This is a genomic window from Pseudoalteromonas sp. PAST1 (assembly GCF_021532515.1).
Taxonomy (GTDB): domain Bacteria; phylum Pseudomonadota; class Gammaproteobacteria; order Enterobacterales; family Alteromonadaceae; genus Pseudoalteromonas; species Pseudoalteromonas simplex.
This window is the reverse complement of the sequence record NZ_JAKGBH010000020.1, coordinates 25,145-37,856: the sequence shown is the minus strand read 5'-3', so window position 1 is coordinate 37,856 and position 12,712 is coordinate 25,145. Positions and strand designations below refer to the sequence as shown.

At 40.9% G+C, this 12,712-nt stretch carries 7 protein-coding genes; all 7 read left to right on the top strand.

The genetic code is table 11. The features are described 5' to 3' along the window. Window positions 1-23 precede the first annotated feature (23 nt). The 7 genes from L1272_RS11470 to L1272_RS11440 all read left to right on the top strand — a co-directional run bounded on the left by L1272_RS11470 (window position 24) and on the right by L1272_RS11440 (window position 12,701). Window positions 24-1,028 (top strand): WD40/YVTN/BNR-like repeat-containing protein, encoded by a 1,005-nt coding sequence (locus tag L1272_RS11470; protein WP_235373469.1) that lies wholly within the window; start codon window positions 24-26, stop codon window positions 1,026-1,028. Then, complete coding sequence (locus L1272_RS11465) at window positions 1,028-3,352, top strand: efflux RND transporter permease subunit (protein ID WP_054551390.1); 2,325 nt, start codon at window positions 1,028-1,030, stop codon at window positions 3,350-3,352. The genes L1272_RS11470 and L1272_RS11465 overlap by 1 nt, the downstream gene beginning before the upstream one ends. A 212-nt stretch (window positions 3,353-3,564) precedes the next feature. Further along, on the top strand, window positions 3,565-8,403 hold the full coding sequence (locus L1272_RS11460) for an NAD-glutamate dehydrogenase (protein ID WP_187489256.1): 4,839 nt from the start codon (window positions 3,565-3,567) through the stop codon (window positions 8,401-8,403). A gap of 114 nt (window positions 8,404-8,517) precedes the next feature. Further along, a complete protein-coding gene (gene pyrD / locus L1272_RS11455; protein ID WP_199529676.1) occupies window positions 8,518-9,528 on the top strand; it encodes a quinone-dependent dihydroorotate dehydrogenase in 1,011 nt (336 codons plus the stop codon). A 120-nt stretch (window positions 9,529-9,648) separates the two neighbouring features. After that, window positions 9,649-10,179, top strand: coding sequence for a cell division protein ZapC domain-containing protein (locus tag L1272_RS11450; protein WP_235373467.1), 531 nt, complete (start codon window positions 9,649-9,651; stop codon window positions 10,177-10,179). A 178-nt stretch (window positions 10,180-10,357) separates the two neighbouring features. Beyond that, complete coding sequence (rlmKL, locus tag L1272_RS11445; protein ID WP_235373465.1) at window positions 10,358-12,475, top strand: bifunctional 23S rRNA (guanine(2069)-N(7))-methyltransferase RlmK/23S rRNA (guanine(2445)-N(2))-methyltransferase RlmL; 2,118 nt, start codon at window positions 10,358-10,360, stop codon at window positions 12,473-12,475. Then, a complete protein-coding gene (locus L1272_RS11440) occupies window positions 12,468-12,701 on the top strand; it encodes a glutaredoxin family protein (RefSeq protein WP_235373463.1) in 234 nt (77 codons plus the stop codon). Before rlmKL ends, L1272_RS11440 begins: the two co-directional genes overlap by 8 nt. Window positions 12,702-12,712 lie beyond the last annotated feature (11 nt).

The following is a 12,712-nucleotide window of genomic DNA, read 5'->3' as shown; positions in this document are numbered from 1 at the left end:
TTTTTCGAAGGCGATTTATCTTTATGAAGTATTTGCTTTATGCCTGTCTTGCTTATAGTGCTTCATGTTTTGCTCAAGACATGCCTATGCCACAACAAGCCATTAGCGCTGTTAACGCAAACAAAACTCTTCTCACCGACATTGAACTAGCTGGCCCAAATCTCATTGCAGTTGGCAAACACGGTGTGGTTATCACAAGTACAGACGCTAAAACTTGGCAACAAGCCAGTGTGCCTACTCAAGTGCTGCTAACAGCCGTTGATTTTTATAATAGCGATTTAGGTTGGGCATGTGGCCATGATGCTACCATCATCAATACCGTAGATGCAGGTAAAACGTGGCAATTACAGCAATCATTACCAAACATGGATAAGCCATGTTTAGACATTTTATTTACTACAGACAAACAAGGGTATGCAGTCGGTGCATATGGAATGTTTTATGAAACTAACGATGGTGGCCAAACTTGGCAGAAACGTTTTTTAGATAGCCTGTTATTTGAAGAAGACCGTGAATACCTCAATGATTTAAAAGACAGTGACCCAGAAGGCTATGAAATTGAAACTGCTTCAATACTGCCGCACTTTAATCGCATCGTTAAAACCGATGAGAGTCTATTTCTAGCCGGTGAAATGGGTTTAATGGCACAAAGTGTCGACAATGGTCAAACCTGGCAGCGTCTTGAGGAGATATATATGGGCTCTTTCTTTACGTTTGCGTCAACTGCGGATCAAGGTGGGGAAGACCTAGTTGCAGGCCTTCGAGGCAACATTTTCACTCGCCAAGCAGGCAGCGAACAGTGGCAACAAATACCACACGACAATTATGCAACCGTAAATAGCGCGATTAAATACAACAACCAGTGGTTATTATTTGCCAATAGCGGGGTGATATTCCAAATTGAGGATGGCCAATTATCAGAACAACAAATGGCCGATGGTAAATCGTTACTTGATGGTGTTGTGTTTCAAGACAAACTAGTTATGGCTTCAGAAAATGGCATTAAAGTGAAGGAGTTGAATCCGTAATGCGTGGTTTTTTAGATATTTTAGAAAGAGCGGTGTTTCGTCATCGCTTATTCGCAATTATTTCCTTTGCTTTGATCACTTGTTTCTTATTATTCAAAGCAACACAAATTCAATTAGACGCGTCGTTTAATAAAAATATTCCGCTTAATCATGACTACATGAAAGTTTACACCAAACATGAAAAACAGTTTGGCGGAGCTAACAGCATTTTAATTTCTGTCTGTGATGCAGATGGTGATATTTTTAATGAGGAATTTTTCACCCAACTTAAAGCAGTTCATGATCAGCTTTACTTTATTCCAGGTGTAAATCGCCCGTTAGTTAATTCAATCTTCGCACCGAGTGCGCGTTTTGTTGAAGTAGTTGAAGATGGTTTTGCTGGCGGTCCAATTATTCCGGCAAACTTCACTGCTGATAAACGTGGTCTTGCGGTTGTAAAAGAAAACATCGAAAAAGCAAAAGTCGTTGGCCGTATGATTGCCAGTGACTACTCGTGTGCAATGGTAACCGCTCAGCTACTTGAGACTGATCCACAAACGCAAGAAAAACTCGACACTTTAGCATTTGCAGAAAAGCTAGAAACACAAGTTCGTGAACCGCTCAGTACTGACAAGGTTAGTATTCATATTATCGGTTTTGCGAAAATGGCAGGGGATGTCGCAGAGGGCGCTAAGGGCGTACTGCTATTCTTTGCTATTGCCATTGCTTTCACATTTGTGATGGTTTGGCTGTTCTGCCACTCTTTAAAACTGACAATTTTACCGATTGCCTGTTCAATCATTGCCGTTGTTTGGCAGTTAGGCTTGCTCTCAAGCTTAGGTTTTGGTCTAGACCCAATGTCAATTTTAGTGCCGTTTTTAGTGTTTGCGATTGGTGTAAGCCATGGCGTGCAAATGATCAATGACATCGGCAAAAAAGTGTCTACGGGTAGTTCAACTCGGGTTTGCTGTCAGGCAAGCTTTAGAGCACTTTTGATCCCGGGTGGTATTGCACTGCTATCAGACACAATTGGTTTTTTAACCTTACTCACCATTGATATTGGTATTATCCGTGAACTTGCTATCACCGCAAGTTTGGGTGTAGCGGTAATTATTTTCACTAATTTAATTTTATTACCTGTATGGGCATCCTACATGCGCTTTGAAGGCTCTGTGCATATTCAAGCAGGTACTCACACAGACAAACCAAATCTACTAGACAAGTTACGCGAGCTATTAGTAAAAGCCACAGATCGTAAAACGGCAGGTTTTATTATCGTCTTTACGGCTGTGTTATTTGCAGTGGGTTACTGGCAAGCTGACAAAATGCGTATTGGTGACTTACATGCTGGTGCGCCATCTTTGCACCAAGATGCCCGCTATAACCAAGACACCTTTTTGATTTCTGATAAATACACTATTTCTTCAGATATCCTAAAAGTGATTGTAGAAGCGTATCCTGCTGCGTGTACGGAGCATGATGTTATGGAGCGTATTAGTCGTTTCCAATGGCAGATGGAAAACGTTGCCGGGGTACAATCGGCTGTGAGCTTAAGCTCAGTTGCACAGTCAGTTAATGCCGGCTTTAACGAAGGGAACTTAAAATGGCAAAGCCTGCCGCGCAATACGGCAAGTTTAGTGCAAGCTACTTCACGGGTTGAAACAAGCTCAGGTTTACTCGATGGTAACTGCTCAGTAATGCCAGTGATTATTTTCTTAAATGACCACAAAGCAGAAACGATTGATCATGTGGTAGCGAAAGTTAAAGAGTTTGCTAAGGCAGAAGAAACCGATGAATTAAAGTTTAAGCTAGCGTCAGGCCCTGTCGGTGTTATGGCCGCAACGAACGAATCGGTATCAGCTGCACAGCTACCTATGATGCTTTACGTTTACGGCGCCGTAATCCTGCTATGCTTAATTAGCTTTAGAAGTGTGAAGGCAACGGTCGCGGTTGTATTACCTCTGTACATCGTATCAACCTTAGCACAAGCGTTGATGGTACAACTTGAAATAGGTTTAACAGTGTCGACATTACCAGTTATCGCTTTAGGTGTTGGTATTGGTGTCGATTACGGGATTTACATACTTTCATCAATGATGGGGCAGCTAAAACAAGGTGTGGCACTGGAAGTCGCTTATCGTAATGCATTAGCAGAGCGAGGTAGTGCAGTGCTGTTCACAGGTATTACCTTAGCCATTGGTGTTAGCACATGGATTTTCTCTGATCTGAAGTTCCAAGTGGATATGGGTATTCTTTTAACCTTCATGTTTTTGGTTAACATGTTGGGTGCAGTACTACTTTTACCTGCAATTGGTAGCTTCCTCTGGACTGACCAGAAAAAATAATGTGAATAATTGTGCTCCGATATGGCCAGTAATGGCCATTTATATCTATATTTTGTGAATAGATGACCAAATAGCTGAAAAGCTTAAAATGATTTCATCGAAAAGGCTGTTTATTAGCTGTAAAAGAGTTAGAATTTACCTGACTCCACGCTAATAAATGGCTGTACAAATATTCTACTAATCGATAAGTAGTATAGATTAAGGAACATACAATGACACGAAATGAAGGGCAAGCCTCGGTTATCTTAGATAATGTCTGTAAGCTGATCCAGAAAAAAGTTCACGCTGATAATGTGTTACTCGTTGAGAAATTCGCCAAAGCCTTGTACAGCAATATGTCTAAAGAGGATTTGGCTCATCGCAACGATAGTGACTTATATGGCGCTGCACTAAGCCTATGGAACTCGCTAGAAAAAAATAATTCTGATGACGCGGTTGTCCGTGTTTTCAATCCTGAAGTGGCAAAAGATGGCTGGCAGTCATCGCACACCATTGTTGAAATCATCGCGAAAGACATGCCTTTCCTCGTTGATTCTGTGCGTATGGCCATGACCCGCGCAAACATCGCTTCTCACTTATTACTTCACTCTCCGCTGAAAATCCAACGTGATAAAAATGCTAAAATCACCGGTATTTCAAGCTTAAAAGCAGAGCAAGAATCAACGTCGACAAAAACTGTGTTCTTTATCGAGATTGATCGTCAAACAGATGCAAAAGTAATTGAGTCTTTCAAAAAAGAACTTGAGTCTGTGTTAGTTGACGTATCTATCGCTGTAGAAGATTGGCAGCCAATTCGTGAAAAGCTTATTGCGGTAACGAAAGACTTACCTAAACGCCACCATAACAATAACGAAAGCGAAGTTGCAGAAACGGTAGAGTTTTTAGACTGGTTAGCTAAAGATAACTTTACGCTAATGGGTTACCGTGAGTATGAACTTTCGCCAGTGCAGGGTGATTACCAGTTAAAAGGTAAAAAAGGTACTAGCCTTGGTCTGATGAAAAACACAGACGAAGAGCATAGCCGTTTACTTTCTGAGTTACCTGAAGTAGCGCGCCAAGAAGCGCGTAGCAGTAACTTATTAATTTTAACGAAAACAAATTCAGTGTCTCGTGTACATCGTCCAGCGTATATCGATTATGTAGGTATTAAGCGTTTTGATGATGAGGGCAATGTAATTGGTGAAGACCGCTTCCTTGGTTTATTCTCATCAAGCTTTTACAACAACAGCGCCGCTGATGTACCTGTACTGAAAAGTAAGATTAACCGCATTATGGAAATGTGTGACTTTGCAAAAGGCACCCATGCATACAAAGCGGTATTAAATATTTTAGAAACGTATCCACGTGATGAACTTGTGCAAGCACGTGAAGCTGAACTACTTGAAGTTGCCATGGGCGTATTACAAGTACAAGAGCGTGATATGTGCCGTATTTTTGTGCGTAAAGACGCATATGGCCGTTTCTTCTCTTGCATGGTTTATGTACCGCGTGAACGCTATAACACAGCACTACGTCGTGAAACGCAACGTATCTTAGCCAATGCATTTAATTCTGACGATAAAGTCGAATTTACTACTTTCTTCTCTGAGTCAACATTAGCCCGTACACATTACACGGTGCGTGTGACTGACAATAATATTGAATATAACGTGAAAGACATCGAAAACAACCTAATTGAAGCAGCCCGTACTTGGGAAGATAGACTCCAATCTGCACTACTTGAAAGCGCAGGTGAAGCACGCGGTAAAGAATTAAACCGTAAATATGCACAAGCGTTTGCAAGTGCGTATAAAGATCAGGTTTTACCAAGTGCAGCGGTTGTTGATATTGAAAAGCTAGAACTTCTGAATGACGAGAACAAACTAGAAATGTTGTTCTACCGTCCACAAGAAGAAGCAAACACTAATGTTGTTCGTTTAAGCTTATTCCATAAAGATGAGCCAATCCACCTGTCTGACGTTATGCCAATGTTAGAAAACTTTGGTTTACGCGTAGTTGGTGAAACACCTTACTCAGTGAAAACGACTGACGGTAAAGTTAATTGGATCATGGATTTCACCATGCTAATTGACAACAAGGGCATTGCTGATTTTGATAAAGTGTCAGCGCGTTTCCGTGCAGCGTTAACGAACGTGTGGAATAACCGTTTAGAAAACGATGGTTTCAACCGTTTAGTATTAATGGGTGGCTTAACAGGTCGTGAAGCGTCTATTCTTCGTGCCTACGCTAAATACATGCGTCAAATTGGTGTAACTTTCTCGCAAACTTACATCGAAAGCACATTTGCAAATTACCCACACATTGCATCGCAAATCGTTAACTTATTCACTAAAAAGTTCTCAGTTAAGAACCCAGGTAGTGAAAAGACACTTGAGAAGCTAGTTGCACAAGTTAATCTTGAGCTTGAAAACGTAGCAAACCTAGATGATGATCGTATCATTCGTTTATACGTTGATATGATCAATGCAACTCTTAGAACGAACTTCTTCCAAAAAGAAGCGGATGGCCAATTTAAGTCATATGTATCGTTCAAGGTTCAGCCTTCTATGATCCCTGAAATGCCATTACCACTGCCTGCGTTTGAGATCTTTGTATACTCGCCGCGCGTTGAAGGTGTGCATTTACGTGGTGGTAAAGTTGCTCGTGGTGGTTTACGTTGGTCAGACCGTCGTGAAGACTTCCGTACTGAAGTACTGGGTCTTGTTAAAGCGCAACAAGTTAAAAATACGGTTATCGTGCCAGTCGGTTCGAAAGGTGGCTTCGTATGTAAACAGCTACCGACAGACCGTGAAGCATTCTTCAAAGAAGGCCAAGAGTGCTACAAGATTTTCATCCGTGGTTTATTAGATATCACAGATAACATTGAACGTGGTGAGATTGTGCCACCAGTTGATGTTGTTCGTCATGATGAAGATGACCCGTACTTAGTTGTTGCTGCCGATAAGGGTACTGCGACTTTCTCTGATATCGCAAACGGCATCGCAAATGAATATAACTTCTGGCTAGGTGATGCATTCGCATCAGGTGGCTCAGTAGGTTACGACCACAAGAAAATGGGTATCACTGCTAAAGGTGCGTGGGAATCTGTTAAACGTCATTTCCGTGAAATGGATATTGACTGTCAAACAACTGATTTCACTGTTGTAGCAATCGGCGATATGGCGGGTGACGTATTTGGTAATGGTATGTTGCTTTCTAAGCACATTCGCTTACAAGTAGCGTTTAACCACATGCATATCTTTGTTGATCCAAACCCAGATGCAGCGACATCTTACCCAGAGCGTGAGCGTTTATTTAATCTACCGCGTTCTTCTTGGGAAGATTACAACAAAGACCTTATTTCACAAGGTGGTGGCATTTTCTCTCGTGCGGCTAAATCAATTAGCTTAAGCCCAGAAATGAAGAAAATGCTTGGCACTAAGAAAGCAAGCATGACACCTAACGAGTTAATCAAAGCGGCTCTAATGATGGAGTTTGATTTACTTTGGAATGGTGGTATCGGTACTTACATCAAGAACTCTAAAGAGACTGATGCTGATGTGGGTGACCGCGCGAATGATGCGCTACGTATTAACGGTTCTGAGCTTGGTGCGAAGATCTTAGGTGAGGGCGGTAACTTAGGTGCAACTCAATTAGGTCGTATCGAATTTGCGGCTAAAGGCGGTCGTGTTAACACTGACTTCATCGATAACGTAGGTGGTGTTGCGTGTTCAGATAACGAAGTAAACATCAAAATCTTACTTAATGGCCTAGTTGCTGAAGGTGACTTAACACGTAAACAGCGTGATGAGTTACTTTATTCAATGACAGATGAAGTGTCTGAGTTAGTATTAAAAGACTGTTATCGTCAAACGCATACCTTATCGATTACTCAATCAAAAGGTACGTCAACGCTTAAAGAAAAAGTACGTTTCATCCATGCCCTTGAAAAAGATGGCAAGCTTAACCGTGCAATCGAGTTCATCCCAACGGATGAAGAACTTGCAGAGCGCGCAGCAGCGGGTAAAGATTTAACTCGTCCAGAGCTTTCTGTACTTGTTTCTTACGCGAAGATGGTATTAAAAGAGTCTCTAGTGGTTGATGAAATCACTGAAAACCCTTATTACCGTCAGTTATTAGTTAAGTCGTTCCCAGTGCCACTTCGTGAGAAGTTCAACGATGCAATGGATAACCACCCACTTCGTAAAGAGATTATCGCAACGAAACTTGCAAATAACATCGTTAACGATATGGGTCTTAACTTCATGATTCGTATGCACGAAGAAACAGGTGCTAACGAAGCTGAAATCGCACTTTGCTACTCAATTGCAAAAGAAGTGTTCCAGATGCCAGAAACATGGTCATCAATTGTTGCACTTGATAATAAGATCCCAGCAGCTGTACAAACAGAAATGCTATATCAATTACGTCGTACGGTTCGTCGTGCAACACGTTGGTTCTTACGTCATCGCAATAAAGCTCAAACGATTGAGCAAGCAATTGAATTCTTTGCACCAACATTTGCTGATTTAAGTGAAAACTTAAACAGCTACATGGTTGAAAAAGAAAGCGATCGCCTAGTTAAAGCGGCTGAGAAGCTAATTGACAGCAATGTACCAAAAGCACTTGCAACACGTATTGTGTCACTATCAAGCCTATTCTCTGTAATGGACTTAGCTGAAATCGCAGATAATTCAGAGCGTAGTATTGATATGGTTTCTAATACCTACTTTAAGCTTGGTGCGCGTATGGGCTTACATTGGTTCCTTGACCAAATCACCAACCAACCAGTTGCAAACCACTGGCAAGCACTTGCTCGTGCTTCATACCGTGAAGAGTTGGATTGGCAACAACGCACATTATCAGCTGTGGTACTTAATAGCTTTGCTGCAGACAGCAAAGACATTGATGCACAAATTGATGAGTGGATGGATAACCAAGATCTACTATTACAACGTTGGAAGCAGATGCTATCTGAGTTCAAAACATCGCAAAGCCATGATTTTGCGAAGTTCTCAGTGGCACTTCGTGAACTAATGTTGTTAAGCCACAACTGTGACACTTCCAAATAAGTGAAAAGTCGTTAAAATACATACCCCAGCTCGCTGGGGTATTTTTTTGCCCTTAATTTGCAATGGTCCGTTTATAAACGGCTACCTTGTTTATTTTTACCTAAGGAACAAACCATGTTTTATGATCTAGCTCGCCGTTTTATGTTTACCCGTGATGCGGAGTGGGCTCATGAATTTGCACTTAATAATTTACGCCGATTTGCTCATACGCCATTGAGTGCTGCGTGGTCTCAATCTGTCCCTAATAAACCCGTTAACTTTTTAGGTTTAGAGTTTAAAAACCCAGTAGGTTTAGCGGCAGGCTTAGATAAAAATGCCGAGTGTATTGATGCATTTTCGCAAATGGGTTTTGGTTTTGTTGAAGTAGGTACTGTTACACCACGTGCTCAAGCGGGTAATGACAAGCCACGTATTTTCCGCTTACCTGAATCAAATGCGATTATTAACCGCATGGGCTTTAACAATAAGGGCGTTGATAACCTAGTTAACAATGTTAAAGCAGCGAAATACGACGGTATTCTAGGTATTAATATTGGTAAAAATAAAGATACACCAAACGAGCAGGGTAAAGATGATTACATTCACTGTATGCGTAAAGTATTTGAGCATGCATCCTACATCACAGTAAATATTTCTTCACCGAATACCCCGGGTCTTCGTGACTTACAATATGGTGAAGCGCTTGATGACTTATTGCAAAGCTTAAAGAATGAACAACTTGATCTAGTTGCTAAACATAACAAACAAGTACCTATGCTAGTTAAGATCGCCCCTGATCTTGATGAAGTACAAATTGGCCAAGTTAGTGAGTCATTGATCAACAATAAGATCGATGGTGTTATTGCTACAAATACCACGCTTGAGCGCGCGATGGTACAAGGTCAACAATACGCAAACGAAGCGGGCGGTTTATCTGGCCAACCAGTTCGTCAGCGTTCAACCCACGTGGTTAGTGAGCTTAAGCGTTTAACCGAAGGTAAACTACCTATCATTGGTGTGGGTGGTATTGATGATGCGGATTCTGCAAAAGAGAAATTTGCAGCTGGTGCAGACCTTGTACAAGTTTACACTGGATTCATTTATAAAGGCCCAGAATTGGTAAAAACGATCCTAAATAGCTTATAAGGATCAGTTATCTAAGCAATTGATCATTAATAAAATGTTCTAAGAAATCATTTTATTAATGATCTGCTTTAGTTATAATTTATGATTAAGCGCAGAGTATTTATTCGTTAGGGAGGAGACATGTTACAAGCATCTAAGCAATGGAAATGGCTTGCTTGTGCGAAAAATAATCGTCTTTTGGTTGACCTTGACCAAGATATGCAACTGTGCACGCCTTACAAACTTCGCCAACTTACTGATGCTGTTTTACAAGAGCCAAACTTTAGCCTTGAAGATGCTGCATTTTATCAGCAAGTTTATCAATACCTCGAAACATTCTCACTGTGGAACCCTGCACAGCTTTGCCAAATCGCGCTAAATGCCACTGCGGCCAAATTTCATTTAAAGCCTGTACTTGCAAAAAGTTGGTTCTTTCATGAGTATCATGGCAGCCAGCCAAGTGTTGAAGCAGTGGTTAAATTGTGCTCGCAGGCACAAGAAGGTGAGTTTTTAATTGTTGACCACTCGAGCGAAGCCTCAGTGTGTATTAACCTAAGCCAACACTTTCAATTAGACGAAAACCTTTCTCTTGAACAGTTTGAAGCTATTAAGGTTTTAAATAACCGTATCCATCCTGTTTATATTCAACAAAAACAGTTCAAATCAGCCTAGGGCGTGTTGACCTTTGTGAATTAAAATTTGTTCACTCTAGGGGCGATTTAATCGCGGCGCGAGATTTGTAACCTAGTGGGCTAAGTAAAAATCCAGCTAATATCCCTGCAAATGTTGGCGTTTTTGTTCGCCAAGCTATGCTATAATCCTGCGCAATTAGCATTTAAGGGTTTTTACTTTGCAATTTATCGCACTTACTTCTATCGGAATAGAAAATTTACTTGTTGATGAGCTTACAGCACTCGGTGCAGAAGTCTCAAAACAAACCGTGGGCTCTGTACGTTTTGAAGCAGATAGCTTATTAGCACAAAAGATTTGTTTATCGAGCCGTTTTGCGACTCGTATCATGATGCTGATAGAAGAAAAAGAAGGCGTAAAAGACAAAGACAGCCTTTATCAATTTGCACGCTTACAGCCTTGGCAGGAGTGGTTTGGCCCTAAGCAAACCTTTGCTGTTGATTTTAGTGGTACAAATAACGATTTAAAAAATACGCAATTTTCAGGTCTAGTTGTAAAAGATGCGATTGTTGATTACTTCGCGGATTTATTCGAGCAACGTCCTGATGTTGATAAATACAATGCCAATGTACGTGTTGTAGCAAGATTGAACCGTCAAGGTGTTGCGCTTTACATCGATTATTCAGGCCCGCGTTTATCTGAGCGTGGTTATCGTCAAGATCAAGGCAAAGCGCCGATTAAAGAGCATTTAGCTGCAGCCCTTGTAAAACGAAGTGGTTGGCTTGAAAACGTACAACAACCTTTATTCGATCCATGTTGTGGTTCGGGTACTATTTTAATTGAAGCTGCAAGCATGGCACGCAATGAAGCGCCGGGCTTATTCCGTGAAGGTTTTGCTTTTGAGCGCCTGCCTAGTTTCAGAATTCAAAAATACAAAGAATTAAAAGCAGAACTAACTGCACAAATTACAGATCCTAAACTTTGGCTTATTGGCCATGATATTGACGGAAGTGTGATTGCAAAAGCGCAAGAAAATGCAGAGCGTGCTGATCTTGGTAATGTTATTAAGTTTAAACAAAGCGATGCCACTAAGTTAACCTCCGTTGCGAAACTACCTGGTGTAGTGATTTCAAACTTACCTTATGGTGAACGTTTAGGCTCAATGGCTGAGCTGGTTAACTTACACCGTAGCTTAGGTGTTGGCTTCAAAAAGCACTTTAATCATTGGAAACTTGCTTTGCTTGGCACTGACGAAAGCTTATTTAAGTTATTAAAGTTAGTTAAGTTAAAACGCTATAAATTTAAAAATGGCCCGTTAGATGTTGTGTTGAATTTATACCAACTAGACGATAAACAAGTAGAACTTAGCAAAGAAGATAAGCCAGCTCTTAACTTTGAAGGTTCAACCGCCTTTGCAAACCGTTTAAAGAAAAATAAGCAAAATTTAAAGAACTGGTTAAAGCAAAATGAAGTGAGCTGCTACCGTGTTTATGATGCGGATATTCCAGAATATAACGTAGCTGTTGATGTGTACGATGATTCTGCGGTTATTTTTGAATATGCTGCACCGAAAGAAATCGACGATAATACGGCTCAAAAACGTTTGCAAGATGTGATCAGCCTGACTGCAGAGCAGTTAAATATCGCACCAGAAAATATCGCAGTTAAAGTGCGTAAAAAGCAAAAAGGTGAAGAACAATATACTAAGGTAGCTAAACAAAATCGTACGCAAGTCGTTGAAGAGTTTGGCGCTAAATTCAAAGTTAATCTATTTGATTATCTAGACACTGGTTTGTTCTTAGATCACCGTTTAGCTCGTCGTTATATTCAACAAAACGCACAGGGCAAACGCTTCTTAAACTTATTTGCTTATACAGGCAGCGCATCTGTGCATGCTGCTGTGGGTGGTGCCAAAGCGATTACCACGGTTGATATGTCAAAAACCTACTTAAAATGGGCACAAGAAAACTTTGCCCTTAACGACATTAGCAATACGCGTTATCGTTTTGAGCAAGCAGACTGCTTGAAGTGGCTTGAGTATGCACAAGGCCAATATGATTTAATTTTCTTAGATCCACCGACGTTCTCAAACTCAAAACGTATGAAAGATGCGTTTGATGTTCAGCGCGACCACATCAAACTCCTTACCTGGGTTAAGAAGATTTTAAGCCCGAACGGTACGCTTATATTCTCAAACAATAAGCGTGGCTTTAACATGGATGAAGTAGGGCTAATGGGGCTGGGTTTAAAAGCAGAAAACATTTCTGACAAGACTTTATCACCAGACTTTAAACGTAATAAGCAAATTCATAATAGCTGGCTTATTACTCATGGCTAATTTTACCCTTTATCACACCGATGGCTGTCATCTGTGTGAAATGGCCGATGAATTATTAATTGCTGCAAACGCTTCGTTTGTAGCAAAAGACATTATGCACAGTGAACAGCTGATTGAACTTTACCAAACCAGTATTCCGGTTGTGGAATCTCATCAAGGCGAGAAATTATTTTGGCCTTTTGATGCTGAGCAATTAGCGCAATTTATTGCTGATAATAAAGAATAAGAGTAGTAATC

What these genes read in the sequence shown, in the direction of transcription:
- L1272_RS11460 (WP_187489256.1), top strand. Translation starts at nt 3,565, where the DNA reads ATGACACGAAATGAAGGGCAAGCCTCGGTTATCTTAGATAATGTCTGT.
- pyrD (WP_199529676.1), top strand. Translation starts at nt 8,518, where the DNA reads ATGTTTTATGATCTAGCTCGCCGTTTTATGTTTACCCGTGATGCGGAG.
- L1272_RS11440 (WP_235373463.1), top strand. Translation starts at nt 12,468, where the DNA reads ATGGCTAATTTTACCCTTTATCACACCGATGGCTGTCATCTGTGTGAA.
- L1272_RS11450 (WP_235373467.1), top strand. Translation starts at nt 9,649, where the DNA reads ATGTTACAAGCATCTAAGCAATGGAAATGGCTTGCTTGTGCGAAAAAT.
- L1272_RS11470 (WP_235373469.1), top strand. Translation starts at nt 24, where the DNA reads ATGAAGTATTTGCTTTATGCCTGTCTTGCTTATAGTGCTTCATGTTTT.
- L1272_RS11465 (WP_054551390.1), top strand. Translation starts at nt 1,028, where the DNA reads ATGCGTGGTTTTTTAGATATTTTAGAAAGAGCGGTGTTTCGTCATCGC.